General features: G+C 62.1%; 27 protein-coding genes. 10 read left to right on the top strand and 17 right to left on the bottom strand.

The window, feature by feature from the left end; genetic code table 11:
- Positions 1 to 5: 5 nt before the first annotated feature.
- On the bottom strand, positions 6 to 392 hold the full coding sequence (locus tag ACFE8X_RS13920; RefSeq protein WP_375452086.1) for a VOC family protein: 387 nt from the start codon (positions 390 to 392) through the stop codon (positions 6 to 8).
- A gap of 117 nt (positions 393 to 509) precedes the next feature.
- On the opposite strand from ACFE8X_RS13920, the gene ACFE8X_RS13915 reads away from it, so the two are divergent.
- Entirely contained in the window at positions 510 to 1,049 is a 540-nt protein-coding gene (locus tag ACFE8X_RS13915) for a PadR family transcriptional regulator (protein WP_375452085.1), read from the top strand.
- A gap of 122 nt (positions 1,050 to 1,171) precedes the next feature.
- Complete coding sequence (locus ACFE8X_RS13910) at positions 1,172 to 3,559, top strand: RND family transporter (RefSeq protein ID WP_375452084.1); 2,388 nt, start codon at positions 1,172 to 1,174, stop codon at positions 3,557 to 3,559.
- A 5-nt stretch (positions 3,560 to 3,564) separates the two neighbouring features.
- Here the strand turns inward: ACFE8X_RS13910 and ACFE8X_RS13905 are convergent, their stop codons facing one another.
- From ACFE8X_RS13905 to ACFE8X_RS13895, 3 genes are read right to left on the bottom strand one after another with little or no spacing between them, the layout of a single operon-like run.
- A complete protein-coding gene (locus ACFE8X_RS13905; protein WP_375452083.1) occupies positions 3,565 to 4,785 on the bottom strand; it encodes an RNA polymerase sigma factor in 1,221 nt (406 codons plus the stop codon).
- A 3-nt stretch (positions 4,786 to 4,788) separates the two neighbouring features.
- Positions 4,789 to 5,154, bottom strand: a complete 366-nt coding sequence (locus tag ACFE8X_RS13900; protein WP_375452082.1) for a YciI family protein — start codon at positions 5,152 to 5,154, stop codon at positions 4,789 to 4,791.
- Positions 5,155 to 5,167: 13 nt separating this feature from the next.
- Positions 5,168 to 5,599: a YciI family protein gene (locus ACFE8X_RS13895; RefSeq protein ID WP_375452081.1), complete on the bottom strand. Its 432-nt coding sequence runs from the start codon at positions 5,597 to 5,599 to the stop codon at positions 5,168 to 5,170.
- A 336-nt stretch (positions 5,600 to 5,935) separates the two neighbouring features.
- On the opposite strand from ACFE8X_RS13895, the gene ACFE8X_RS13890 reads away from it, so the two are divergent.
- The 3 genes from ACFE8X_RS13890 (at position 5,936) to ACFE8X_RS13880 (ending at position 7,367) form a co-directional block, all read left to right on the top strand.
- Complete coding sequence (locus ACFE8X_RS13890; RefSeq protein WP_375452080.1) at positions 5,936 to 6,457, top strand: hypothetical protein; 522 nt, start codon at positions 5,936 to 5,938, stop codon at positions 6,455 to 6,457.
- A gap of 107 nt (positions 6,458 to 6,564) precedes the next feature.
- Entirely contained in the window at positions 6,565 to 6,891 is a 327-nt protein-coding gene (locus ACFE8X_RS13885) for a nucleotidyltransferase family protein (RefSeq protein WP_375452079.1), read from the top strand.
- Positions 6,888 to 7,367, top strand: a complete 480-nt coding sequence (locus ACFE8X_RS13880) for a hypothetical protein (RefSeq protein ID WP_375452078.1) — start codon at positions 6,888 to 6,890, stop codon at positions 7,365 to 7,367. Before ACFE8X_RS13885 ends, ACFE8X_RS13880 begins: the two co-directional genes overlap by 4 nt.
- A gap of 7 nt (positions 7,368 to 7,374) precedes the next feature.
- Here the strand turns inward: ACFE8X_RS13880 and ssb are convergent, their stop codons facing one another.
- Complete coding sequence (gene ssb / locus ACFE8X_RS13875) at positions 7,375 to 7,872, bottom strand: single-stranded DNA-binding protein (protein ID WP_375452077.1); 498 nt, start codon at positions 7,870 to 7,872, stop codon at positions 7,375 to 7,377.
- 625 nt (positions 7,873 to 8,497) lie between these two features.
- Here ssb and uvrA point away from each other — a divergent pair.
- From uvrA to trmFO, 4 genes are all read left to right on the top strand, one after another.
- Entirely contained in the window at positions 8,498 to 11,404 is a 2,907-nt protein-coding gene (gene uvrA / locus ACFE8X_RS13870; RefSeq protein ID WP_375452076.1) for an excinuclease ABC subunit UvrA, read from the top strand.
- 209 nt (positions 11,405 to 11,613) lie between these two features.
- On the top strand, positions 11,614 to 11,766 hold the full coding sequence (locus tag ACFE8X_RS13865; RefSeq protein ID WP_375452075.1) for a hypothetical protein: 153 nt from the start codon (positions 11,614 to 11,616) through the stop codon (positions 11,764 to 11,766).
- Between the two features lie 175 nt (positions 11,767 to 11,941).
- A complete protein-coding gene (locus ACFE8X_RS13860) occupies positions 11,942 to 12,091 on the top strand; it encodes a DUF1127 domain-containing protein (RefSeq protein WP_375452074.1) in 150 nt (49 codons plus the stop codon).
- 179 nt (positions 12,092 to 12,270) lie between these two features.
- A complete protein-coding gene (gene trmFO / locus ACFE8X_RS13855; RefSeq protein WP_375452073.1) occupies positions 12,271 to 13,653 on the top strand; it encodes a methylenetetrahydrofolate--tRNA-(uracil(54)-C(5))-methyltransferase (FADH(2)-oxidizing) TrmFO in 1,383 nt (460 codons plus the stop codon).
- A 10-nt stretch (positions 13,654 to 13,663) separates the two neighbouring features.
- Here trmFO and ACFE8X_RS13850 read toward each other — a convergent pair whose 3' ends face one another.
- The 4 genes from ACFE8X_RS13850 to yajC form a co-directional block, all read right to left on the bottom strand.
- A complete protein-coding gene (locus ACFE8X_RS13850) occupies positions 13,664 to 14,509 on the bottom strand; it encodes a phytoene/squalene synthase family protein (RefSeq protein WP_375452072.1) in 846 nt (281 codons plus the stop codon).
- Positions 14,509 to 14,892 (bottom strand): Mth938-like domain-containing protein, encoded by a 384-nt coding sequence (locus ACFE8X_RS13845; protein WP_375452071.1) that lies wholly within the window; start codon positions 14,890 to 14,892, stop codon positions 14,509 to 14,511. The genes ACFE8X_RS13850 and ACFE8X_RS13845 overlap by 1 nt, the downstream gene beginning before the upstream one ends.
- Positions 14,893 to 15,076: 184 nt before the next feature.
- Positions 15,077 to 17,635, bottom strand: a complete 2,559-nt coding sequence (gene secD, locus ACFE8X_RS13840) for a protein translocase subunit SecD (RefSeq protein ID WP_375452070.1) — start codon at positions 17,633 to 17,635, stop codon at positions 15,077 to 15,079.
- A 60-nt stretch (positions 17,636 to 17,695) separates the two neighbouring features.
- Complete coding sequence (yajC, locus tag ACFE8X_RS13835; RefSeq protein WP_375452069.1) at positions 17,696 to 18,052, bottom strand: preprotein translocase subunit YajC; 357 nt, start codon at positions 18,050 to 18,052, stop codon at positions 17,696 to 17,698.
- A gap of 200 nt (positions 18,053 to 18,252) precedes the next feature.
- Here yajC and ACFE8X_RS13830 point away from each other — a divergent pair, with 200 nt between their 5' ends.
- Positions 18,253 to 19,125 carry an ATP-binding protein gene (locus ACFE8X_RS13830; RefSeq protein ID WP_375452068.1) on the top strand — a complete coding sequence of 291 codons (873 nt, stop codon included), beginning with the start codon at positions 18,253 to 18,255 and terminating at the stop codon, positions 19,123 to 19,125.
- A 290-nt stretch (positions 19,126 to 19,415) separates the two neighbouring features.
- Here the strand turns inward: ACFE8X_RS13830 and ACFE8X_RS13825 are convergent, their stop codons facing one another.
- From ACFE8X_RS13825 to ACFE8X_RS13790, 8 genes are all read right to left on the bottom strand, one after another.
- Positions 19,416 to 20,687, bottom strand: a complete 1,272-nt coding sequence (locus ACFE8X_RS13825) for a peptidoglycan DD-metalloendopeptidase family protein (protein ID WP_375452067.1) — start codon at positions 20,685 to 20,687, stop codon at positions 19,416 to 19,418.
- 146 nt (positions 20,688 to 20,833) lie between these two features.
- A complete protein-coding gene (surE, locus tag ACFE8X_RS13820; RefSeq protein WP_375452066.1) occupies positions 20,834 to 21,601 on the bottom strand; it encodes a 5'/3'-nucleotidase SurE in 768 nt (255 codons plus the stop codon).
- Positions 21,598 to 22,932 (bottom strand): serine--tRNA ligase, encoded by a 1,335-nt coding sequence (gene serS / locus ACFE8X_RS13815; RefSeq protein ID WP_375452065.1) that lies wholly within the window; start codon positions 22,930 to 22,932, stop codon positions 21,598 to 21,600. Before serS ends, surE begins: the two co-directional genes overlap by 4 nt.
- A 248-nt stretch (positions 22,933 to 23,180) precedes the next feature.
- Positions 23,181 to 23,996 (bottom strand): twin-arginine translocase subunit TatC, encoded by an 816-nt coding sequence (gene tatC, locus ACFE8X_RS13810; RefSeq protein WP_375452064.1) that lies wholly within the window; start codon positions 23,994 to 23,996, stop codon positions 23,181 to 23,183.
- 3 nt (positions 23,997 to 23,999) lie between these two features.
- Positions 24,000 to 24,668, bottom strand: a complete 669-nt coding sequence (gene tatB / locus ACFE8X_RS13805; RefSeq protein ID WP_375452063.1) for a Sec-independent protein translocase protein TatB — start codon at positions 24,666 to 24,668, stop codon at positions 24,000 to 24,002.
- Between the two features lie 35 nt (positions 24,669 to 24,703).
- Entirely contained in the window at positions 24,704 to 24,916 is a 213-nt protein-coding gene (tatA, locus tag ACFE8X_RS13800) for a twin-arginine translocase TatA/TatE family subunit (protein ID WP_375452062.1), read from the bottom strand.
- Between the two features lie 101 nt (positions 24,917 to 25,017).
- Positions 25,018 to 25,701 carry an SMC-Scp complex subunit ScpB gene (gene scpB / locus ACFE8X_RS13795; RefSeq protein WP_375452061.1) on the bottom strand — a complete coding sequence of 228 codons (684 nt, stop codon included), beginning with the start codon at positions 25,699 to 25,701 and terminating at the stop codon, positions 25,018 to 25,020.
- Positions 25,698 to 26,489 (bottom strand): segregation and condensation protein A, encoded by a 792-nt coding sequence (locus tag ACFE8X_RS13790; protein WP_375452060.1) that lies wholly within the window; start codon positions 26,487 to 26,489, stop codon positions 25,698 to 25,700. Before ACFE8X_RS13790 ends, scpB begins: the two co-directional genes overlap by 4 nt.
- Positions 26,490 to 26,565: the final 76 nt, after the last annotated feature.

The following is a 26,565-nucleotide window of genomic DNA, read 5'->3' as shown; positions in this document are numbered from 1 at the left end:
GCACGCTAAGCACTCACTTCGCTGCAAATCTCGACGAGAAAGCCATTGAGATCGCGGACATAGGAAACGGTCTGTCCCCAAGGCTTCACCATGGGTTCAACTGCGCACGTCGCGCCTGCTGCGACTGCTTTTTCGAAATCCGCCTGTACGGTATCTGTAACAAAAGCGACCTCTGCGCCCGCCGGTTTATCGTCTTTACGGTTCGGCGCGAACAGATGGCAAGTCGTCGTAAACTCCTCGCCGGCAAAAGCCAGGGCGGTGCTGCCGGTTTCCATCTCCGCGTATTGCCCGCTTTCGTGAATGAACCGAGACGAAAGGCCGAAAGCGGCCTCGTAGAACCTCACCGCTGCGGCTACGTCAGGCACATAGATTATGGTGTATCGGAATTGCATTCTCGCCCCGAACTGTTCTAATAATCTTAATCAGACTAATAGCTGGAGCACCGGTCCATGTCAATTGAAACAGCAGCGCTAAGGGGAGTCGCCAGTCGGCGAACAGGAGGCTCGGTCTTGACGGCCGCCGATCTTGTGGTGTTGAGCCTGCTATCGGAGCGCGCCATGCACGGCTACGAACTCTTGCGCGAATATGAGCGCCAGGAGGTGCGCGATTGGGCAAGTGTCTCGAGGGCCCACGTCTACTACGCGATTCAAAAGCTGTCCGCCTTGGCGCTTATCGACGCCGGCGAGAGGGGTGGTAGGGCCAAAACCGTCTATAGCGTTGGAGCAAATGGTGCAGCGGCGCTCGCCGATGCACTCGGGAGGGCATCATGGGCGACGTCGCGCATTCCCGACCCCTTCGCGACTTGGCTGGCCCTGTCAATCCACGCCCGCCATGACGATGTCGTCCGGATCGTTCAACAGCGGCATGCCTTTCTGGTTTCGGAATTGACTCGCGAGCAAATGACGCTCTTGGAAATCAATGCCGATCAGGGCGCGCGCATTGTGGTGGCCCAATCCATGGTGACATTGACCATCCGCCAGCTCGAGCTCGAAATTGCATGGCTTGAAGAATTTTCCAGTCAGTGGATAGCCGACAACCATACGGTCTGAAGTGCCGATCGATTGGCTGATCAGGTCAGCCGACATTCCGCCTAGGGCCGCGGCCGCTGGACGAGATCGATGCAACCGCGTACCAATCGCGCTACCTTGCGGACGCTGCGGAGTCGGGTTGGTTGGCTAAGGGGTTCGGGCTCAAGCGCCTTTGGGCGTACATCAGTTACGACCGCTCCATCGGCTTCGGGCTTGAATATATCGGGCTGCTGACACTGCGTTATCCCCGCGCCGTGGCAATCGGGGTGCTGCTGTTCTCGATCCTGTGCTTTTCCCAGGTGCCCAGGGCCAATGTCGATGGCGACCCGCTGCGGGTCTACGCGAATTCGGGTCATTACTACGACGCCTATGAGCGCCTGGCCGATACGTTCGGCACTTTCGAGAACGACATCTATGTGCTGGTCAACTCGCCCCAATTGACCAACCCCGTCGTGCTCGAACAGGTGCGCAACCTGGCGTTCGACCTGGAACTCAACGAATTCGCGTTGGGCACCATGTCGCCTTTCACATTGCGCAAGCCCGATGGCCAGGGCGGCTCCGTTCCGGCAGTGCCCGAGGGCATGACGGACTTCGCCCAGGTCGCCATCGCGCTGTCGGATTTGCAGCAGAACGATCCGATGATGCGCAACCTGATCACGCCCGATCTCTCCGGCGTCGTGCTGATCATGTTCCCCAATCCGGAGCTGACCAAGGGCGATGGAACCAAGGCCATGCTCGCCAGCCTGCGCCAGGTTATCGCCCCATACCAGAGCGCGGACCTCGGCATCGAGTTGACCGGGCCGCCGATCTGGACCTCCGAAATGCTCGATGCAGCGGTGGAAGACCAGATCAAGTTCACCGTCTATGGTTTTGCCCTGGGCGCAATTATCTCGCTCCTGGCGCTGCGTTCGCTGGCTGGCGCGCTGCTTGTGGCGGCGACGCCGTTTCTGGCAGTGATGTGGACCATGGGCATCGTGCTGCTGTTTTTCGGCTCGTTCTCGTTTTTGACCATCATCGTCACCACGCTGGTCCTGGTGATCAGCTTTGCTGAATCGATGTTCTTCGTTTTCAACTGGCTAGCCTATTGGCGCGATGACGGCATGGCGCCCAACCAGGCGGTGGATGCCACGGTCAAGCTGGTCGGCCCGGCGACATCGCTGACCATGCTAACCACGCTGGTGTCGTTCGCGTCGCTGTCGCTGACGCCGGGCAAGGGCGTGCAGGAATTTTCCATTGCCGGCGCCATCGGCTGTTTCCTGCTATTCGCCTGCCTGATGACTTTCCTGCCCCTGCTGCTCAAGGCCGCCATCCGCCTCGGCTTCAAGCCCCCCAAGCGCTCCAGCTTGGTTTTGACCGCGCCCCTGCCCCTAAGCTGGTTCATCGCCTCCCGCTTTGGGCGGCCGATGTCGATCCTGGCCATCATCGTCACGCTGCTGCTGTTCGTGCCTTACGCCCTGATCCAGCCGCACTTTTCCTTCGAGGACTTCGTGGCCAAGGGGTCGGATGCGCTGACCACGGCGGAGCAGATCGACAGCGGCGTCGGCGGCGTGGCGCCGCTCTATATCCGCGTGCCGCTGGCGGGGAATGACCCCACTATAAGCGACACGGACTTCCAGACCATCCGCACGGTGCACGCTATCCTTGAAAGCGAGCTGGGCACCAACAAGGTCATTTCTGCCGCCAGCATCAGCAACTACACCGATACCGGTTTCATCCGCGAGGAGGTGTTCGACGCCGTCGGGCCGTTCCTGCGCCGGCGTTTCGTCACCGAGGATGGCGCGCAGGCGTTGGTCACCGGCTTCATGCCCACTATCATCGACAGCGACGTGCTCAAGAAACTGGTCGAGAACGTGACGGCCAAACTGGACCAGGCCGGCATCAAGGGTGCCGAAATCGGCGGCTTCCGCATCATGACCACGTTTGCCACCGACCAGATCGTGCGCGGTTTGCAGCTCGACCTGACGGTGTCGGTGCTGGTCAACCTGGCGCTGATCGGCTTCGCCTTCCAGTCGTTCCGGGTGGCGCTGGCTTCGGCCATTCCCAATCTGTTTCCGGTCCTGGGAACCGAGGCGTGGTTGTATTTCACCGGGCAAGGACTGCAATTGATCACGGGAATCGCGCTGACCATCGCCTTCGGCATTGCCGTGGACGACACCGTCCATTTCCTGTCGCATTACCTGCATGCGCGGCGCGAGGAAAAGCGCGATCACATGGATGCGCTTAAGCACACGCTGGACCGGATCGGCGGCGCCATCGTGGCGACCACCCTTATCCTGTGCTCGGGGGTGTCGATCGTGATGTTTTCAGGACTGCCGCAAGTTGCCCTGTTCGGCTCGCTGTTCGTCATCACCCTGGCGCTGGCGGTGCTCGGCGATCTGTTCATCCTGCCCTCGCTGCTGGCGGCGGGCGGTAAGTTCTTTCATCCGCTCGGCCGGCTGCGCGTGCGCACCGCCGATCACGATCCGACGCCCGACGATCCCACCGGCGACACCACGACCGATGCGCCCCATCCCGGTTCACCGCCCCGCTAGATGGCTTACCTCTCGAGCAGATATTGTCGCACCGCATGATCCTCGGTCAACCCGATCGCCCGATTGAACGCTTGTGACTGCGCCTGGGGATCGGTGCCGATCCGGCGCAGCAGGTCCGCGACCAGCGCCCAATAGGGCTGGTAGTCCGCGGTCCGCTCCGGCGCGATTCGCGACAGCTCATGGAGGGCGGCCTGCGGACCCTTGACCTCGGCGGTTGCTGCCGCAAGCCCGACGAGATTGCCGACCGTTGGCGCCTGCTGGGCAAGCAGCGCGTGCAAGGCCCAGATCGGGTGCCGCATGTCGTTTCCCGTCAGGCGCGATTGCACCAGGGCCGATTGGATCGCCGCCTCGAGCTGGAACCGGCCGGAGCGCTTGAGCGCACCGGCCGTCCGCAAAACCGCCTCCGCCTCGCGCGCCATGTCGAGGTCCCACAGTTCCGTCCGCTGCTCCGCCAGCGGCACATAGCCTCCGGCGACCCGGCGCGCGCTGGCCCGGCTTTGGCAAAACAGCATCAGCGCCAGAAGGCCCAGCGCCTCGGCATCGTCGGCGCGCACGTCCACCAGCACGCGTGCCAGCCAGATCGCCTCTTCGGTCAGCCCCTTGCGCGTCTGGTCGTCGCTGCCCGTGCTGTCCCAGCCCTGCCCATAGGCGGCATAGATGGCCTCGAGCACATTGTCCATGCGCTCGCCCAGCTCGTCTTCCCCCGGCACTTCGAAGGCAATCCCGGTGTCCTTAATACGCGCCTTGGCCCGGCTCAGCCGCCGCCCCATCGCATCGGGCGAAACCAGGAACGAAGATGCAATACGCTCCGCCGTCAATCCGAGCACTGTTTGCAGCATCAACGGCGTGCGCGCGGCGGCATCGATGGCCCGGTGCCCGCACACGAACATCAGTTCCAGCCGTCTGTCGGCAATCCGGGGCATGTCCTCGCTGTCGGTCGGTGCCAGCACCAGGAGGCTGCTGGCCATTTGTTCGCGTGTTTTGCGCGCCCGCGCGCCATCGCGCAGCCGGTTTCGCGCCGCCACCATCAGCCAGGCATCGGGGTTGGCCGGCACGCCTTTCGTGGGCCAGATGTCGAGCGCTTGGGCAAAGGCCTCCGCGAGCGCGTCTTCAGCCGCCGCCACGTCGCGCCATGCTCGCGCGAGATACGCGAGGAGGCGCCCATAGGAGGTGCGGGCAGCGTTCTCCGCCGTCCGCCGCCCGTGTTCTTGAAGGCTGCCGTCCACCGCTTAGCCTTGGTTGGGCGGAGGCAGCACGGGGCGCACTTCGGTAGCCCCGTGGGAAGACGAAGGGCTGCGCGCCGCCCAGGACAGCGCTGCATCGAGGTCCGGTACCTCGATCACGACGTAACCGGCCAGCTGTTCCTTGGTAACCGCCACTGGTCCGTCCTGCACCAGGCGGTTGCCGCCTTCGAGCCGTACCGTGGTTGCCGCCGCAGGGGGCAGGAGCCCGTCGCCTCTGAGGACGATGCCTGCTTCGTACAGCGCACCGATATAGGCGTTCCACGCGCCCCAATAGGGTCCGGCACGTTCGGCCTGGTCGCGCTGGGCGGCGATCTCGGCCTCGTTCTCATAAAACATCAGCATGTATTGCATTTTGTCCCCCTGCTCAGTTGCTTATCATCATCATGGCGGGCACCGGATAGCCAGCCCTGACCTCGATCAGGCTTTCGCCACCCAGCGGTGCCTTCTGTGCCCACTGGACAGCATCAGCTTCGCTGGGCACGTCGATCTGGAAATAGCCGCCAAGCGCCAAGGACGAAGGGGCATAGGCAGACGAAGCGACCTCGGCCCTGGCTGCCGTCACCAGCGCGACGCTGCCGCTCGTGTTGAGCGCCGACCCGCCGCGCAGCACGCCGGCCGCCGCAAGATCCTTGCCGTAGACATCATAGGCCGACCAATAGGCCTGCGACGCACTGTCCGTACCGGGGCGCAGGTCGAGCTGGGCCTGATCTTCGTAGATAAACAGCGTAAACGGTGCGGCCTGAACGGGCAATGCGAGCATTGCCGCAATCGCGGCACCAACAAGACGATGGCTCATGCGATATTCCTTGAGTTGCTGAGCCGGACCATCCGGCTCTGCACACTCTGACGGCGTGGTGCTCCGCAAACGGACAAAGCCCAAAAATAATTTGCGCCGTTCGGATTAACACGCCACGCCTCGAACGCCATTCGCGATCGGCTGCCCGTTTCATGCACAACGGCCCGGCGTGTGCGTCGGCTTGCCCGCATGCCGATGGCCCGTTTAGATGGCGCAATCGATTCGGCGTCGTGGATCAAGTGGCGGCCAATGCCGTTATGACAAGGCTGGGCGGTTGCACCGGCCGCCATCTGCTGAGCGCGGCTCAAGCTTGGCGCTCAACTGGAGAAATAGGCCATGACGATTGTTGGACCGCTGTTGCGCCGTGTCATGCTTGCCGGCCTAGCGGCATCGATGGCCGCAGGCTCGGCATTTGCGGCGCCCGTTGACGTGGCCTTGCTCAAATCCTATGTCGGGGAATGGCGCGGGCGCGGCACCTTGACCGGGGCGGAGACGGAAACCGTCGTGTGCCGCATGTCCCTCAAGGACGGCAATGACGAGAAGGTGAACTATTCGGGCCGCTGCACGCTGGCCGGCACCACATTATCGATCAATGGCACGCTGGCCTATATCGATGCCAGCGCGCGCTTTGAAGCAGCGATGACCTCGAACGCCACCTTTTCAGGCATTGCCGTGGGCCAGAAACGCGGTCGCGGCCTGGTCTTCAACCTGCGCGAGCGCGATCAGGACGAAGACGGCCGCGACATCAGCATCACCGCCGATATCACGCTGACCGCCCAGCAGATCGATGTGGGCTTCCAGGTAGTCTATGTGGAAACCGGCGAAAGCCTGCGCGCCGAAGTGCCGTTCACGAAGTGAACCGGCGATACCGACATGCTCTAGGGTGGAGCACAGGCGTTGCTTGACCGGCCTGGTTGTCCAAGCTCACTACGCAGCCTATAATTGCGCACGTCGTGGAGGCAGGCATGGTCGTCACAGTTCCTGAGCGAAAAACTCGCAAGGTACAGCAGCTTCGCGAAGCGGCTGTAGTGGCCATCGCCGACTTGCGGGCCTATGCCATTCAACATGCCGGCCACTTCATTATATTCGGCTCCGTCGCGCGGAACGACATCCGCTTCGATAGCGACTTCGACGTTGTCGTTGATTTTCCTGGCGAACTGGGGCCACAGGCGCGTGATTACGTCGAAACGCTCTGCACCGGCTTGGGCCTTTGTGCCGACGCATATTTCATTGCCGAGATCGGGCAGGACTTGCGTCTGCGCATCGACCGGGATGGGATCATGCTGCCATGAGCGATGCTCGTTGGCTCGATGTCGATGTCGATATCGCAACAGCCGTCCGGCACTTTGAAAACGCTATAGCCCTTAGCGGCACGGGCGGTTTCGACGGTGTCGGACTTGATCGCTATCGCGCTGAAATGGCCCTGATGCATGCGATGCAGTCGGCCCACACCGCGACGGAGGCTGGCCTTCTCAGGATATTGCGAATTTTTGATGAGGAGCGGCCAACCGGTGATGATTGGCACGCCCGGCTCATCGATCGATTGGCTCGAGTTGTCGAGGGCCAACACGCGCGGCCTGCACTGCTGACACCGGCCGCAGCGGCGGACTTGCACGAAACGCGCAGCTTTCGCCACCGCGTCATGCATTCTTACGGTCAGTTCAATCTCCAGCGCTCGGCGCCAGCTCTGGCGGCAGCAGACCGATTGGCCAGCGCCCTGCCAGGTCTGGTTGCTACCTTCAAGCAAGCAACAGACCCGGCACACTAGGTTAGTCTCAGAACGGAATATCGTCGTCCATGCCGCCGGACTCGAAGGCTGGAGCGTTCGAGGATGGCCGGCGGGCGCCGCCCCCGCCATTGTCCGATTGGCGGGTGCCGCGGAAGCCGGTTTCTCCACCACCGCCCGCATTGTCGCCGTCGCCGCGGCCGTCGAGCAGGGTCATGTTCGAATTGAAGCCTTGCAGCACGATTTCGGTGGAGTATTTATCGGCGCCGCTCTGGTCCTGCCATTTGCGCGTTTGCAACTGGCCCTCGATATACACCTTGCTGCCTTTTTTCAGGTAGCTCTCGGCCACGCGGGTCAAACCTTCCGAGAAGATCACCACGCGATGCCATTCGGTCTTTTCGCGCCGCTCGCCGGTGTTCTTGTCTTTCCAGTTTTCCGAGGTGGCAATCGACAGGTTCACCACCTTACCGCCGTTGGGCAGGTTGCGCACTTCTGGATCGGCCCCCAGATTGCCGACGAGGATAACCTTGTTGACGCTGCCCGCCATGATGACTTCCTTACACTGCCGACCCGCGCGCGAAGCCAAGGCCGATATTTCGACTATCGCAACCTGGGGTCTCGCCCCGATCCGATGACCTATCCTACCGCTTCGCCGCAGGCGCTGCCGCGGCAAATTGGCGTTTTGAACAGGCTGTTGCTTCCGTTCTTGTTATGTTCTTGTATGAAGTGAAAGTCAATACGGTCGATGCAAGCCATAAAGCGGTGGAACGGTCCGGTCGATCGCTCCTGACATCTCCTGTCAGCAGCACTTGCTAGCTCGAACAAGGCTAGCGTTGAGGCGACAAACCCGCAACTGGATCAAAGCCGTCTTCTACATTATCGACACGAAAAAGCCACAAGTCGAACCAGCAATGTTCGCTTAATGTTCCAAACTCGATTGTACGGTCACGCCATGAATACGGCGTGAAGTCCCATAATGAAGCAATTCCGCTTGACCGAATCCGCTTTCGTTCTTTTTATGTTCTAAGTGGCGGTTTTATTCGTTCTCCTAAGCCGCGCCGTTGGCGGTGCGGAACTTGCAACACAGGGCCATTGTTCCTACTTCTGCGGCTTACCCCGTACGCCAGACCACTCTATATTTGCCCACGCGCCCGATGGCGCGTGCCCGAGCCATGGACATCAAGATGACGCCAAAGCCCAGCCAGAATCGCGAAATCATCGTCCGGGGCGCGCGCGAGCATAATCTGAAGGGCATCGATGTCCGCCTGCCGCGCGACAGCCTGATCGTGATGACGGGACTGTCGGGTTCCGGCAAGTCCTCGCTGGCGTTCGACACCATCTATGCCGAAGGCCAGCGCCGTTATGTCGAGTCGCTGTCGGCCTATGCGCGGCAGTTTCTCGAAATGATGCAGAAGCCCGACGTCGAGCATATCGAGGGTCTGTCGCCGGCGATTTCGATCGAGCAGAAGACCACTTCCCGCAATCCGCGCTCGACCGTGGGTACCGTTACCGAAATCTACGATTACCTGCGCCTGATGTTCGCGCGCGTCGGCATTCCCTATTCGCCGGCCACCGGCCTGCCGATCGAGTCGCAGACCGTATCGCAGATGATCGACAAGGTGCTGGAACTGCCCGAGGGTACGCGCCTGTTCCTGCTGGCGCCGATGGTGCGCGGCCGCAAAGGCGAATACAAGAAGGAGCTGGCCGACCTGATGCGCAAGGGCTTCCAGCGCGTCAAGATCGATGGGGAATATTACGAGATCGAGGAGGCCCCTGCCCTCGACAAGAAGCTCAAGCACGATCTGGAAGTGGTGATCGACCGCGTCGTGGTTGGCGCTGATATTGCCGGCCGGCTCGCCGAAAGTTTCGAGACGGCGCTGAAGCTGGCCGATGGCATTGCCCTGGTGGAATTTGCCGACGAAAAAGGCGCGGACGGCGCGGCGCGGCAGATCACGTTTTCAGAAAAATTCGCGTGTCCGGTTTCCGGCTTCACCATTGCCGAAATCGAGCCGCGCCTGTTCTCGTTCAACAATCCATTCGGCGCCTGCCCCGTCTGCGACGGGCTGGGTACCGAGCAGAAGATCGATCCCAACCAGATCGTACCCGATCCCACGCTGTCGCTGCGTGACGGCGCCATCCTGCCATGGGCCAAGACCTCGGCGCCCTATTACCTGCAAACGCTCAATGCCGTGGTCAAGCATTTCGGCGCGTCGACCGGCACAGCCTGGACCGAATTGCCGTTCGAGGTGCAGCATGCGGTGCTCTACGGCACCGGCAAGACGCAGATCAATTTTGTTTATGACGATGGCCTGCGCCAATACAAGACCACCAAGCCGTTCGAAGGCGTAATCGGCAATCTGGATCGGCGCTATAAAGAGACCGAAAGCGCCGGCATGCGCGAAGAGATCGAAAAATACATGTCGCAGGCGCCCTGCGTGGCCTGTGGCGGTTATCGGCTGAAGCCGGAGACCCTGGCGGTCAAGATCGATGGCATGCATATCGGCCAGGTCACCGAAAAGTCGATCCGGGCCACTTCGGAATGGTTCGAGACGCTGAACGGCAAGCTCAATGACACGCAACGCCAGATTGGCGAGCGTATCTTCAAGGAAATCCGCGAGCGGCTGAATTTCCTAAACGATGTGGGGCTGGATTATCTGACGCTGGCGCGCAATTCCGGCTCGCTGTCGGGCGGCGAATCGCAGCGCATTCGCCTCGCCAGCCAAATCGGCTCCGGCCTGACCGGCGTGCTCTACGTGCTGGACGAGCCTTCGATTGGCCTTCATCAGCGCGACAATTCCCGCCTGCTCGATACGCTGCGGCGGTTGCGCGATATCGGCAACACGGTGATCGTGGTCGAGCATGACGAAGACGCGATCATGACTGCCGACTATGTGGTCGATATCGGCCCGGGCGCGGGCGTTCATGGCGGGCATATCGTTGCCGAAGGCACGCCTGACGATATCCTTCGGCATCCCGAGAGCCTGACCGGGCAATATCTCAGCGGCCGCATGGGCATTCCGATACCTGCCGAACGACGCGAAGCCAAAAAAGGCAAGGCACTCAGCCTCAAGGGCGCGACCGGCAATAATCTCAAGAATGTTTCGGTCGATGTGCCACTGGGCATGTTCGTCGCCATTACCGGCGTTTCGGGCGGCGGCAAGTCGACACTGATGATCGACACCATGTATACGGCCATCGCGCGACGGCTGAACGGCGCCCGCGTTATGCCGGCGCCGCATCAATCGCTGACCGGGCTGGAATTCCTGGACAAGGTCATCGATATCGACCAGAGCCCGATCGGGCGCACGCCGCGTTCCAATCCGGCCACCTATACCGGCGCGTTCACGCCGCTGCGCGAGTGGTTTGCCGGTCTGCCGGAAGCCAAGCAGCGCGGCTATGGGCCGGGGCGGTTTTCCTTCAACGTCAAGGGCGGGCGGTGCGAGAAGTGCGAGGGCGATGGCGTCCTCAAGATCGAGATGCACTTCCTTCCAGACGTTTACGTCACCTGCGATGTCTGCAAGGGCAAGCGCTACAATCGCGAAACGCTGGAAGTGCAGTTCAAGGGCAAGTCGATTTCCGACGTGCTGGACATGACGATCGATGAGGGCGTCGAGTTCTTTTCGGCCGTGCCGACCATTCGCGACAAGTTCGCCACGCTGCAGCGGGTGGGGCTGGGCTATGTCAAGGTTGGCCAGCCGGCCACGACCCTGTCGGGCGGCGAAGCGCAGCGGGTCAAGCTCTCCAAGGAGCTCAGCAAGCGGGCGACCGGGCGCACGCTCTACATGCTGGACGAGCCGACTACGGGCCTGCATTTCCACGATGTCGCCAAATTGCTCGAGGTCCTGCACGAGCTGGTGGATGGCGGCAATACCGTCATCGTCATCGAGCACAATCTGGAAGTCATCAAGACCGCCGATTGGGTGATCGACCTTGGTCCAGAGGGCGGCGACGGGGGTGGCGAGATCGTCGGGATCGGCACGCCCGAGACCATTGCCGAGAACCGGCGCTCGCATACCGGCACGTTCCTCAAGGACGTGATGTCGCGGCGACCGCAATCGGCCAGCAAGGCAGCGGAGTGAGGCAAATGCGGGTGTCGGCGTTAGCGGAATGCTAGCGTATGTCGCTCACCGCGCCATTAGGGCGAACGCCTCGATATAAGCCGCCATAAGACAAAATTGTGAAAATGCTATGCGAGCCACGCATGTCGAGCCTGACGTTTACGGCATGGCGCGGCCTGGCAAATCGGCCCATCTTGAGGTTGTCGCCACCCGAAGCTGGGGTTTTACTCATGTTTGTGCGTGCTGTATGGCGCTCCCGGCGCCTGATCGACGTCAAGCAAAAAGCCCGGGAAATGGACGTTCCCTCGACGCGAGATGCCGGCCTTCTGGGGATTTGCGCTCCCGACTTCGCCAGCATGACGCGCGGCCTGTTTGATCGTTAGCACACAGCCGCTGTAGTTGCTCGCCCCGTGTTCCCGTGGCCGCGAGCATTAACGCGGAATGAACAGCGATAGTTAAAGCCCCGCACAGATCGCATGGCTTCCTTGATAAATGAGCCTCTGCTCATCCTCGCAGAACACCATTAGATATAGTCTCGTAAACGCAAGGAGACTTCAAATGGACATTCGCAAGACTTTCAAGAAGTGGTCGGCTTACCAGCAGACCGTTCGTGAACTCGCTGCTCTGGACAATCGTCAGCTCAACGATCTGGGCATTTCGCGCACCGATATCAATCGTATCGCCCGCGACCATGCTTCCTCGCTGTAAGGCTTACTTCGCCAGACTGAGCGTCATACTGAACCGAACACCCGCCTCTTGTTGAGATGCGGGTGTTTTCTTTTTCCGATGTTGTACTGCTGAAGCGCCTTCACGCTGTCCATCCGTTAGCATCCCGTTAGCATCGACGCCCCCGTTGCGCTATCTCCTGGCACTTGCTATCTGCGGCCATGGCAAAATCAGATATCATTCATATCATCGGCGGCGGTCTTGCCGGCTCGGAAGCGGCGTGGCAGGCGGCGGAGGCCGGGGTCAAGGTCGTGCTGCATGAAATGCGCCCTGTCCGCAAGACCGATGCGCATCAGACAGACGGGCTGGCCGAACTGGTCTGCTCCAACAGCTTCCGATCCGACGACAAGGACCAGAACGCAGTCGGCCTGCTGCACGAGGAAATGCGGCGCTGCGGTTCGTTGATCATGCGGATGGCCGACGCACACGCCCTGCCCGCGGGGGGTGCGCTGGCGGTGGATCGCGACGGGTTTTCGGCGGCAGTGACGGCGGCGATCGAGGCGCATGCCAATATTACCATCGATCGCAACGAGGTCGATGGATTGCCGCCGGCGGAGTGGGGCAATGTGATCATCGCCACTGGCCCGCTGACGTCGCCGGCATTGGCGGCGGGTATCCAGTCGCTGACGGGTGAAGGTTCGCTGGCGTTTTTCGATGCCATCGCGCCGATCGTCCACAAGGACAGCATCGACATGGATATCGTCTGGGCGCAATCGCGCTACGACAAGGTGGGACCATCAGGCAATGGGGCCGATTATTTGAACTGTCCGATGGACCAGGAGCAGTATGGCGCCTTTGTCGATGCGCTGTTGGCGGCGGAACTGCATGAGTTCAAGGACTGGGAGCAGGTACCTTATTTCGACGGGTGCCTGCCCATCGAGGTGATGGCAGAGCGCGGGCGCGAGACGTTGCGGCATGGGCCGATGAAGCCGGTGGGGCTGACCAATCCGCGCAACCCCACGGTCAAGGCCTATGCCATCGTGCAGTTGCGGCAGGACAATGCCTTGGGCACGTTGTGGAACATGGTTGGGTTCCAGACCAAGATGCGCTACGGCATCCAGGCTGAGATTTTCCGCATGATTCCCGGCTTGCAGCAGGCACAATTCGCGCGGCTGGGCGGATTGCATCGCAACACGTTTCTCAACTCTCCCAAAGTTCTGGGACCCGATCTCAAGCTCAAGGCCGATCCGCGCATCCGGTTCGCCGGACAGGTCACGGGCGTGGAGGGTTATGTGGAGAGTGCCGCCATCGGACTGGTTGCCGGGCGGTTTGCGGCGGCCGAGGTGCGCGGTACGGTCCTGGCAACACCGCCGCCCACGACTGCTCTGGGCGCGTTGCTTGGGCACATCACCGGTGGACACATTGAGGGCGAGGCCTATTCGGGTGCCCGCAGCTTTCAGCCGATGAACGTCAATTTTGGGCTGTTCCCCGAGGTCAAGGTGGTCAAGCCCGAAGGGGTCAAGTGGAAGGGCAATGACAAGGTCATTGCCAAACGCCGCGCCATCACGGGGCGAGCGTTGGTCGATATCGGCGCCTGGGCGTAGGCGAGGCGGCTTACCGTCGGTTGCGGAAGGTCCACCACGCCAAACGCGCAAGTTTGCGCCAGTCGGTATCATCGGGCGCGGGCGCGAACGGGTCGGCGCGACGGTCCAGCAGTGCGAGTTGTGCCTTCAATACCGAAAACTGGGCAAAGGCCGGGCGCAGGCCCGGCGGCAGAGCGGCAATTGCGGCTTCGGCTTTGGCGATATGCTCGTGGGCCATGTCGGTTATCTGCCCAAGGGCCGCATGCAGACCTTCGCTTGGCGTTCGCGAAAAAATCTCGCCTTCCTCTACGCCATTGGCGGCGAAGATCGACCAGGGGAGCATGATGCGGCCCTGTCCGGCCGTATAGCCGAAGGCGCGGAGATGGCCGATCAGCGCATGGGCAACGCCAAGATGACCGGCCGCATCGCCGGTCTCGATGATTTCGCCATTGTTCAGGATCATGGCGGCAAGCTGATAGAGCGTGGAGGCGGTCTCGCCGGCATAGCCTGCGAAGGTGGGCAGATCAGGCATGGGGTCGTCGTAGAGGTCGAAGCGGCGGGCAGCGAGAAGACGTTGCAGGGTGCCGGTGGGAATAGCGTAAGCCACGATGGTGTCGAGCAGCACGTCGGCGACCGGGTTCTGGCGAACGGCACCGTGGCCCTGCCCTTCCAGAGCGTCATTCCACCATTGTAGCCGAATCTCGCCCGGCGCCGGACTGGACACGCGGTCGCGGATGGCGGCTATCTCGGCATTGAACGCATAGAGCGCCACGACGCCGTCGCGATGCGGTCCAGCCAGGACCAAAGTCGCGAGGAAGCGGTCACGGTCGGTGGCGCGCAGGGCATTGGAGGCGTGAGTGAGGTTCTCGCCAGCCATCAGCGCGCCGTATCGATGGCGATCAGGGCGGCCGCCACGGCACGGTGTTCTGCCATCAGCACGTTGTAGGTGCGCAAGGCGCCGCCGGTGGCGATGGCCTCGATGATGACGCCACGCTCGCGGAAGGCGGTGCGGATGGCAGGGTCGATGGAGGCGACGTCCTTGCCCAAGCCTATAAACAGCACATCGATCTGGTCAGCGACAGCGAGGACGGGCGCCATTGTATCGAGGGTGATTTCGGACGCCGTGGCGACGGGCCAGGCGAACATGCCGGTTGGCAGGCACAGCAGCGAGCCGCGATGGGACATGTCGGCAAAACGGAAGCCATCATTGCCATAGGCGTCGATCATGACCTGCGTGGGGTAATGGCCAGTGGTGTTCATAGGTCCTCGGTCATGATCGGTCGGACTTTACATGCTAGGCGATCGACCCCTCACCCTAGCCCTCTCCCCAGGGGGGCGAGGGGACGGATCGGCGGCGTGGCACCATCCGCGACCATCCCCTCGACAGTCCCCTCGCTCCATCGGGGAGAGGTCCAGGAGACGATGGCGCAGCAGAGCTACATGCCTACACTGCCGCGCCATCATTGGTGCGGGGTTTGGACTTGTCGTCTGCGGGCTGGTCGGCGCGGGCCTTGAGGCCGAAGAAGATCAGGATCGGGCCGCCGACGATGATGGACGAATAGGTGCCCACGAACACGCCAAAGGTCATGGCGATGGTGAAACCACGGATGACTTCGCCGCCGAACAGCACCAAGGGAATCAGAGCCAGGAAGATAGTGAAAGCCGTCAGCGAGGTGCGCACAATGGTCTGGTTGATCGAGAGGTTGATCAATTCAGGCAGGGGCATTTTCTTGTATTTGCGCAGGTTTTCGCGAATACGGTCGGAAATCACCACGGTTTCGTTGAGCGACAGACCGACCAGCGTCAAGACGGCGGCGATGGAGGTCAGGTTGAACTCCAATCCGGTGATCGAATAAAGCCCGATAGTCATGATGATGTCGTGCGTGGTGGTGGTGATCGCCGCCAGCGCGAACTGCCATTCGAAGCGGAACCACACATAGATCAGGATGGCGCTCAACGAGATGAGCAGCGCCACGATGCCGGCGAAGGCCAGCTCGCCCGACACGGACGGACCGACGATTTCCGTGCGGCGGATCTCGTAGTTTTCGGTCGAGAGGGCGTCGCGGGCCTTGTTGACGGCTTCCTGCTGGGCCATGTCGCCGCCCGGCTGCGCCTCGATACGGATCAGGGCATCCTCGGGCGTGCCGAAGCCCTGAACCTGCACATCACCTAATTGCAGGCTATCCATGATTTCGCGCAGGCGCGCAGGATCGGCCGGACCATCGGCGGTGTGTTGCACCTCGATGGCAGAACCGCCCTTGAAGTCGATGCCGAAGTTGAAGCCCTTGACCACAGCGGAGCCGACCGACAGCACGCTCATGACGATGGAGAAGATGATCACGTAATGTGAGATCTTCATGAAGTTGATGTTGGTGCCGTCCGGAATGAAGCGGAAATGCTGGATGCGCAGGGTCTTGGGGCGACGGGCGCGGAACCAGATGCCGACCATGAACAGGGTCACCGTATAGGCAGTAAACAGCGAGGTCAGGATGCCCAGGCCAAGCGTGACGGCAAAGCCCTGGACCGGGCCCGAGCCCAGAAAATACAGCACGATAGCCGCAATCAGCTGCGTCAGGTGCGAATCGATGATCGTGCCCCAGGCGCGGGCAAAACCGGCATTGATCGCCTGCAGCGGCGTTCGTCCGGCCTTTTGTTCTTCGCGGATGCGCTCGTAAATCAGCACGTTGGCATCCACGGCCATGCCGATGGTCAAGACGATCCCGGCGATGCCGGGCAGCGTGAGCGTGGCGCCGAGAGCCGACAGCGCGCCGAAGATCAAAACGATGTTGAGCACCAGCGAGACATTGGCGAAAAGGCCAAACAGACCGTAGGCCACGACCATGAACGTGACGACGGCGACGGCCGCCACCACGCCCGCAGTCAGGCCGGAGCGGATCGAGTCGGCACCCAGGCTGGGGCCGACCGAGCGCTCCTCGACGATATCGAGCGAGGCGGGCAGCGCACCGGCGCGCAGCAGCACGGCAAGATCGTTGGCACTTTGAGTGGTGAAGCTGCCGCTGATCTGGCCGGTGCCCTGGGTGATCGCAGACTGGATGACCGGTGCGGTGATGACCTGATTGTCCAGCACGATGGCAAAGCGCTTGCCGATATTGGCAGAAGTGATCTGCCCGAACGTGACGGCGCCACGGGTATCGAAACGGAAGCTGACAACGGGTATGCCGCGCTGGCTGTCATAGCTGGGCTGGGAATCGACCAACGATTCTCCGCCGATGGCCACGTCCTCATAGAGCAGTTCGCGGCCGCCATCATTGCTGGGCAGGATGAAGGTACCGGCCGGGAGGCCCTGGGCGTCGGCCTGGTCGGCCGTCAGCCCGGGATAGACCATATGGAAGGTCAGGCGGGCGGTGCGTGAGATGATATCCTTGAGCCGGGTACTGTCGGCAAAGCCGGGCACCTGGACCAGGACGCGATCGGTGCCCTGGCGCTGGATCGAGGGCTCGGTGGTGCCCAATTCATCGACGCGCTTGCGAATGACTTCCATGGACTGGGCCACCAGCGAGGACATGCGCTCGGCGACGCCCTGGTCGGTCAAATTGGCGGTCAGCTTGCCATCCGGCGTTTCGCCGAACTCCAGTTCGTTGACGCCGCCAACGGCGAACATCGAGTTGGAGACGGTGTTTTGCAACGTGGCCAGCGCGGCGACCGCGGCGTCCTTCTGGGTGGGGTCGGTCAGCTCGACTTCGATGCCATTGCCGGCGGCGTCGAGCGTGATCAGATTGCCGATGCCGTTGTCATTGGCCAGGACGGTGCGGACATCGCGGCGCAGCTCGCCGACCCGCTCGGTGACGATCCCCTGCCGGTTGACCTGCAACAGCAAGTGCGAGCCGCCCTGCAGATCGAGCCCCAACACCGCCGCCTGATGCGGCAGGAAGCCAGGCCAGGCGGCCAGTTGGTCCTTGCTGAGAAATGTCGGTATGGCGAGCAGCAACCCGACAATGGCGACAATGGCAATGATGGCGGTACGGATCGGCGAGAACTGCATTGGTGGTGTCCTGAAGACAGAAAAAGCCGGAGCAAACAGGCCCCGGCGCAGGCGCCGCTATCAAGCGGGCTTGTTGTCGTTGACCGGCTCGGCCTTGGAGCGAACGTCGGCAACCATGCCGCGCACCAGCTTGACCTTGACGCCCTGGGCGATCTCGACTTCAAGATCCTCGCCATCGACCGCCTTGGTGACCTTGCCGACGATGCCGCCGGTGGTGACCACGGTATCGCCGCGGCGGATCGCGGAGAGCATGGCCTGCTGGGCTTTCACGCGCTTTTGCTGGGGACGGAAGATCAGCAGCCAGAAGATTACCACCAGCAGCAGGATCGGCGCCAGCTGGACCAGAATATCAGTCATGCCACCGCCGGCGACGGGGGCACCAGTGGCGGCCTGGGCAAAAGCCTGGGTGACGAACATGAGGCGAGCTCCTTATATTGTTCTTGTTTGGGAGGGGACGCGACAGGACCCGACTGCGCTTGCGCGCAGGGACTGGACGCATTTGGGGCAATTGCACTTGCGCCCCGGTCAAAATCGCGCGGACTATACAGTTGCACCCCCGCGATTGCAAAGGCATTCAGGGGTTCCATATTGCCGCGGACTGAACAGGAACACGCCCAGTGAAGAGCAAAGACTATCTCGCGGAGATCGCAGCCCGGCTGGACGACATTTCGCGGTCCCTGGCCGCAATGAGCCCGGTTTCAGGGGGTCCGGCCAACGGGTTGGACAGCGCCAATGCCTATCATTGGGATGCCGGTGCCGCACAATTGATGGCGCTGCCGCGCGTCAGCCGCGTGCCGCTGGCCATGCTCAAGGGCATCGATCAGGTCCAGGATATCCTGTTGCGCAATACCGAGCAGTTCGCGCGAGGACATGGCGCCAACAATGCCTTGCTGTGGGGCGCGCGCGGCATGGGCAAGAGCTCGCTGGTCAAGGCGATCCATGCCGATATCCTGGAGCGCGAGGGTTTTGAGCGGCTGGTGCTGATCGAGATTGCGCGCGAGGACCTGGAGACGCTGCCGGCCTTGATGCGGGTGATCGGCAAGGAGGATGCGCGGTTCATCGTGTTTTGCGACGATCTGAGCTTTGACACCGGCGAGACGAGTTACAAATCGCTCAAGACCATCCTCGATGGCGGGCTGGAGGGGCGGCCCGACAATATGCTGTTTTATGCCACCAGCAACCGGCGCCACCTGATGCCGCGCGACATGATCGAGAACGAGCGTTCGACCGCGATCAATCCGGGCGAGGCGGTGGAAGAAAAGGTTTCGCTCAGCGACCGGTTCGGATTGTGGCTGGGCTTTCATAATTGCGACCAGTCGACGTTTTTAACAATGGTGCGGACCTATGCCAACCACTATGGGCTGGAGATCGACGACGAGACGCTACGGGCCCGCGCGATCGAATGGTCGGCGACGCGGGGCGCCCGCTCGGGGCGCGTGGCGATCCAGCTGGTGCGCACACTGGCGGGGGAGATGGGCAGGAGGGTTTGATCTTCAGCTTCCTTGGCGAGGCCTATCGCATGTGTGTTGGCACGATCCTGCCAAATACCACAGGACGGCTCCTTCCCCTGCCAGGGGGAGGTTGGGTGGGGGTGCGAGCGCCCCGATATGGGGGATGGCAAACCCCCAGCTTCATCCCTTTGGTCGGGGGAGGCGTCGACTGAGGCGGTGCGTCAGGAGCCTCGGCTAATTGCGATAGCTCTTTTCTCGAGGCGAAGGGAAGGACAAACAAAAATCCCCGCCGAAGCGGGGATCTTCGTCACGAGTGGCCTCGTAACTGGTTAGCTGGCGAGCAAGGGCACCGGGTCGACCGGGGTGGCGCCCTTGCGCAGCTCGAAGTGAAGCTGGGGCTTGGAGACCGAGCCGGTCATGCCGGCAGTGCCGATGCCGTCGCCGCGATTGACGGTGTCGCCCTTGGCGACCGACATCGACTTGAGGTGGGCATAGGCCGATACGAAGCCGTTGGGATGGCGCAGCAGGATGAGGTTGCCGTAGCCTTCGACGCCCGAGCCGACATAGATGACGGTGCCGTTTTCGGCCGCCTTGACGGTAGAGCCCTCGGCCACTTCGATATTGATGCCGGTGCCCTTGGAGCTGGCAAAATCGGTGATGATACGGCCACTGGCGGGCCAGCGGAACTTGTCGCTACCCGACATCACAGGCTCGGCGGCCGGCTGCTGGACGCTGGCCTGCTGCACCACGGGAGCGGCAACCGGAGCGGGTTGCTGGATCGGCGAGACGATCGCGGGCGCGGCCGGCAGCGTGGCGGCCTGTTGGACGCGGGGGGTCTGCGGCGTCGGGCTGGGTTGCATGGGCATGGGTGCCAGGGCCGAATTGACTGAGGCCAGTTGCGTCGGCGATTGCGGACCCTTGGACGCGAGCAGATCGGCGCGGCCGGGGATGATGACGCGCTGGCCGACGACGATCCGGTCCGGCGAGGACATGCCATTGGCCTGCACGATGGCTTGCGTGGTCACGTCGTAACGGCGCGCGATGGTGTAGAGCGATTCGCCGCCGGCGATAGTGTGGGTATAGGCATTGGCCGGAATGGCGACCTGCTGAGGCGCGGGCATGCCGACTTGGGCTGGTGCACCCAGGGCAGCGGGCATGGGCATCGCTGCGACCGGGGCAAGGTTCTGCTGAGGTTGCATGGCTTGCGGTGTTCCCATTGGAGACGTTGAATTGAGCACTGGAAGGTCTTGCGAGGACACGGACTGCATGCCGCCCCCGCTTGAAATCGGCGATGTGATGCCGCCGGCCGGTTGATTGTAAGAGGGCTGCGCGTAGCCCTGTTGCGGGGCGCCGAAGCCACCGACATTGGCCGGAGGCAGGAATTGGCTGTCGGCCATCTGCATCGGTGGGGCGCCAAGAGCGGACGGCATCGGCTGGCCGAGATTGGAGGGTGTCGACTGGTTGGTGGAACCGGTCACGGTGCCATCGCCAAACGCACGGCCACCAACCGAGGCGCATCCTGTAAGGGCAAGGCCGCCCAATGTGATGCCTGCAATCGCTGTGGCGCTTTTCAGCGCCCGACGGGATACGCGGATACTCATCAGTTTACTCGTACGCAGGACCTCAACACGAGTGTGAATCTAGGCCGGTAAGGTAAAGACGAGTTTAAGGCCGATGCGATTTGCCTGAAATTACGCGGCGGTGATTCTGGATTGGGTAAGGTTAAGGCGAGAGGCTTTTGCTCCGCTCAGAGCTTAAGCGTGCCCCGCATCCGCTCCACCATGGCCATGTCCGTCTGCTGCAGCAGGAGCGGCGTTACGGTGATGGCGTTGTCGCGGCGCATGACTTCGAAATCGTGGTCAGGGGAAAGCGGCAGCGGCGTTTCGGGAATGGCGACGAAGAACTTGCCGGCATTGTGACTGGCATAATAGCGGAACGGCGAGCGCGAAAAGCGCTGGTGCGGCACGACGGCGATGCCGCTGACCGCATCGGGCGGACAGGCGGGGAAATTGACGTTGTAATAGACGTCATCGCCGGCATGGGCCGCGAGAATGGCGCGGACGGTCGCGGCACCGTGCCGGGCGGCAGTGTCCCAGATAATCTCCTGCCCTTCCTTGAAATCGATGGACTGGCTCATAGCGATGGCGATGGCGCCTTGCAGTGCACCCTCCCGCGCGCCGGCGGCAGTGCCCGAGGCATGGATGATATCGCCCAGGTTCTGGCCGGCATTGACGCCCGACAGGACGATGTCGGCGGGCTTGTCGCCCAGGATATGGGTCATGCCGGCAACGACGCAATCGGCGGGCGAGCCGCCGATAATGGCGAAAACGCGATCCGCGTGCTGCTCGATTTCGAGTTCCCGGCGCAGGGTGAAGCGGTGCCCTGCCCCGCTCTGGTTGGTGTCGGGCGCCACGGTCCATACATCGTCGCTGATCTGCGCGGCGATAGCCTGGAGCACGGCGATGCCGGGGGCATCCACGCCGTCGTCATTGGTAATGAGGATGCGCTGGCTCATCCGCGGCCACCGATCGATTTGAGGCCACCCATATAGGGTTGCAACGCGTCGGGGACGAGCACCGAGCCATCTTCCTGCTGGTAGTTTTCCAGCACGGCGATCAGGCAGCGGCCGACAGCAGTGCCCGAGCCGTTGAGGGTGTGCACGAAGCGCGGCGCCTGCTTTTCGCCGGCGGGGCGATAGCGGGCGTCCATGCGGCGGGCCTGGAAATCGCCGCAGACCGACACCGAAGAAATCTCGCGATAGGTGTCCTGGCCGGGCAGCCAAACTTCCAGGTCATAGGTCTTCCTGGCGCCAAAGCCGAGATCGCCGGTGCACAGGTTCATGACGCGATAGTGCAGGCCGAGCTTTTGCAGCACGGTCTCGGCGCAGGTGAGCATGCGCTCATGCTCATCCACCGAGGTCTCTGGCGTGGTGATCGAGACCATCTCGACCTTGTTGAACTGATGCTGGCGCAGCATGCCGCGGGTATCGCGCCCGGCCGAGCCGGCTTCGGAGCGGAAGCATGGGGTGAGCGCGGTGAAGCGGAGCGGGAGTTCTTTTTCGGCGAGGATTGACTCGCGGACGAGGTTGGTAAGGGGAACTTCGGCGGTGGGAATGAGCCCAAGGCGTCCGTCGCCATGCCCGACGAAGAACAAATCCTCTTCGAACTTCGGCAACTTATCGGTGCCGAACAACGCGTCGTCCTTCACCAACAGCGGCGGTTGAACTTCGAGGTAGCCGTGCTCGGTCGTGTGCAAATCCAGCATGAAGTGGCCGAGGGCGCGTTCGAGACGGGCCACCTGGCCTTTCAGCACGACAAAGCGGCTGCCGGAGAGCTTGGCGGCGATTTCGAAGTCCATATTGCCATTGGCGGCGACGCCAACCTCGTAGTGCTCCTTGGGGGCAAATGAAAAGCTGGGCTTGGGGGCACGCACCTTAGCCGCCGTCTGGGGAGAACCGTTGCGGCCGAAATATTCGACATTGTCGGTTTCATCGGTGCCGTCGGGCACGTCGTCGAAGGCGATGTTGGGAAGTTCAGCCAAGCGCTGGGTTAGATCTTCCCCAAGCTCTTTTTCCTGCCTTTCCTCTACTTGGATGGCGGCCTTAGATAGTGAAACTGCAATTTTTAGCCTCTCCGCCTCAGCTTGGTTGCCTGAGGCGACGGCTTGGCCGATTTCTTTCGACGCTTTGTTGCGGTGTTCTTGAAGCTCATTGAGATGAAGAATCGCGGCGCGACGAGTCTCATCAAGTTCAAGTAATGCCGCCGCTGTCGGATATAGACCCTTCCTACGAGACATCGCCCGATCAAAGGCGTGTGGGTTTTCGCGGATCCATTTGATATCGAACATGTTCAGTCGGGGTGTGGCCCCGCCTCTGGCGGTGTTGTAAGATGCGTGCATGTCTAAGGATGGTCGGGGGAAGCTGCAATCCCTAAGGTGCAGGCGGATGGTTCAGCACCCCTCACCCTGCTTGCTCCGCTGAACGCGGCGCAAGCTGTCCCTCTCCCACAAGGGGCGAGGGGTGACGACTGAAAGTTCTCGGTTCAGTCCCCTTCTCCCCTCGTGGGAGAAGGTGCCCGAAGGGCGGATGAGGGGGCCTACTCCGACGCAGCTTCGTCGGCTGCGGCCCTGGCGGCCTCGTCCCGCGCCCGGCGCTTTTCGACCATGCGGACCGACAAAATAGACAGCTCGTAGAGCAGGTACATGGGCACGGCGAGGCCGAGTTGGGAAATCGGATCAGGTGGGGTGATGAAGGCGGCAAAGACCAGGATGGCGACGATGGCGTAGCGCCGGCCGTGGCGGAGCATGGTGACATTGACCAGGTCGATCTGGGCCAGCAGCGTCAAGACCACCGGCAATTGGAAGCAGACGCCGAAGGCCAGGATCAGCGTCATGGCAAAGCCGAGATATTCGGATGCGCTGGTCATCATCTCGATATGGTCGGTCTGCATGCCGGCAAAGAAATGCAATGCCATGGGCAGAACAGCGAAATAGACCAGGCATCCGCCGAGGAAAAACAGCACCGGCGTCGCGACGAGGTAGGGGATGAACGCGTGGCGCTCGTGCTTGTAGAGCCCCGGCGCCACGAACATGTAAATCTGGCTGGCAACGATGGGAAAGCCGAGGAAAATGGCGCTGAACATGGCCACGTTCAGGTAGGTGAAAAACTGCTCCTGGGGTGCCGTGGTGATCAGCTTGGTGCCGGGCACGGCCTTGAGATAGGGCTGCAGCAGCAGGTCATAGAGCGGGCCGGCGAAAATGAAACACACGATCATCAGCACGACCAAAGCGATGGCCGAGTAGATCAGGCGCTTGCGCAACTCGATCAAATGCTCGAGGAGCGGCGCCTCGCTGCCGGCGAGTTCGTCGACGGGCTGCTTGGATTTATCCTCGAGGAGCGGTGCGTCAACCATAGCTTATTCGGTTCCGGCTTTCGCAGGTGGTGTAGGCAGCTTGCGCGGGGCACGAACACGCGGGGTAATCGTGGCGGGTGAGTCGGCGGGCTCGGTGGGCAAGACCGGCACGGTGTTGCCAGGCGCCACCTTCGGCGTGCGTTTGGCGCGAACCGGCTTGACGTCGACAGGCTGGGTTTCAGCAGGCGACGGCACGGCGTCGAATGCCTCGAGATCAGTCGTGGTCACCGGCGCGGTCGGCGCAGGCTTGGCTTTGGCAGGCACTTTTTTGACGGCGGGCTTTTTAATCACGGCAACGGTCTCCGTTGGAGAAACCGGCGGCGTGATGCCGGCGGCAGCATGAATTTCGGCGACGACGCTTTCCGCCTTGGGATCGGCCGGCTTGATCACGCCGCTGGGCTTGACGCCCCCCGAAGGCGTCATGGCGTTGAAATCCTTGCGGATCTGATCGGTCGTCTGCTTGAGCGGCGAAGTGATGGCATTGCGCAGATTGCGCACTTCATCAAGGCCGGTGGTCTTGTTGATCTCGCGCTGAAACTCGTTACCCATGCGACGGATCTGGCCGGTCAGCTGGCCAAGACGCTTCATGACCACGGGCAGGTCCTTGGGACCGATGAAAATCAGCGCCGCGACGCCGATAACCAGCATCTCTGTCCAGCCCAAGCCGAGCATGTGTTCTTATTCCTTCGATGACCGGCCCGAAACGCCTAGACGTCCTTGCTGCGATCGACTTCGCGGGCGTCGATATCAGCCGTCGTGGTGACCCGTTCGGCCGGCTTGTCGTCGTCCTTCATGCCCTTCTGGAAGGCCTTGATGCCGGTGGCGACTTCGCCCATCACCCCGGAAATCTTGCCACGGCCAAACAGCAGGATGACGACCACGGCAACGACGAGAATGCCCCAAATTCCTGGCGCGTGCATTTTTAGGCTCCCTTGAACTGCTTTGGAACGCGATACATCGATAGCTATGAGGAGAAATAGGTTTAATCGCGGCTCAACACAAGAACGTGTTGCCAAATGGACTACAGATCGCCGCCGGCCTCCTCCTCATGTACGGCATCGTCGTCACGATCGTCCGGATCAAGGGGATCCTCGTCCTCGCGCAGGGCGCCGTCGAACGGCAAGGGTATCTGCAGATTGGACGGCAGGCTGGCGGAGAGCAGGCCGGTGCCCTTGAGTTCGTCCAAACCGGGCAGGTCCGCCAGGCTTTCCAGGCCAAAATGATCAAGGAATGCGTCGGTCGTGCCATAGGTCACCGGGCGACCCGGCGTGCGGCGGCGTCCACGCATGCGCACCCAACCGGTTTCCATCAGCAGATCGACGGTGCCCTTGCCGGTATCGACGCCTCGTATCTCGGTGATTTCGGCACGGGTAGCGGGCTGGTGATAGGCAATGATCGACAGGGTCTCGAGCGCCGCGCGTGACAACGGCCTTGTCTCGTGGGTTTCGCGGCGCAGCAGGAAACCCAGGTCCTGGGCGGTTCGAAAAGCCCAGCGATCGCCGCGGCGCACCAGGTTGACCCCGCTATTGGCATATCGCCCGGTCAGTTCGGCAAGCAGCGCCTCGGCATTGGCGCCTTCGCCCAGATAAGGCGCCATGTCGGCGGCAGCCAACGGTTCGGCGGAGGCGAACAGCAGAGCTTCAAGGATACGCAGATTGCGGTGGACGATTTCGGGGCGGTCGTGCGCCATATCGTCATCGCTCACCGGGGGTCGCCCTGGCGGCGGCGCATCAACAAAGGGCCGAAGGCTTCGGTCTGGCGCAGGTCGATCTGGCCCTGGCGCACCAGTTCGAGGCTGGAGGCAAAGCTGGAGGCGCGAACGGTGGCCCGCTCCCCCGGCACCGCCAAATACCGGGTCAGGTAAAAATCCATCGGCACCCAATCGAAGCTGTCGCCGATCAGGCGCTGCAAGATGTCACGCGCGTCCTGTAGTGACCAAACACTGCGCAAGGTCGGGGCATAGTCAGTAGAGATGCCGCGCTCGCGCTGGGTCGCATAGGCTTTAAGCAGATCGAACAGGGTGGCTTCCCAAACCGCGTTGCGGGCAATCTGCACCGGCTCAGGCGCGCCGCGAGCATAAACCTGGAAACCCAGCCGGGGACGGTTCATCAACTGGCCGGCGGCGCGGCGCATGGCCTCCAACCGCTTGAGGCGGAACTGCAGCATGGCAGCCAGCATCTCGCCCGATGGCTCATCGTCCCCCGGGGCCTGGGGCACCATGAGGCGGGACTTGAGATAGGCCAGCCAGGCAGCCATCACCAGGTAATCGGCGGCGATTTCCAGGCGCTGATCGCGCACGGTCGAGATAAAGGCCAGATATTGTTCGGCCAGAGCCAGAATGGAAATGCCAGCCAGGTCGACCTTCTGCCGGCGCGCCAGATCGAGCAGCAGATCGAGCGGACCCTCATAGCCACCGACATCGACATACATGACGTCTTCCACAGCCACAGGCGCGGGGGCGTCGAACCAATCGGTGGGCGCAGTCGTGGTCATGAAAACAGGGGCCGCAGTTGGATCGTCTTGCGGCAAGCTTGGCGCTTGAGCCTTCAAGCGTCAAGCATGGCGGGGG

Source organism: uncultured Devosia sp., assembly GCF_964244875.1.
Lineage (GTDB): Bacteria > Pseudomonadota > Alphaproteobacteria > Rhizobiales > Devosiaceae > Devosia.
This window is presented reverse-complemented; position numbering and strand designations above follow the sequence as displayed.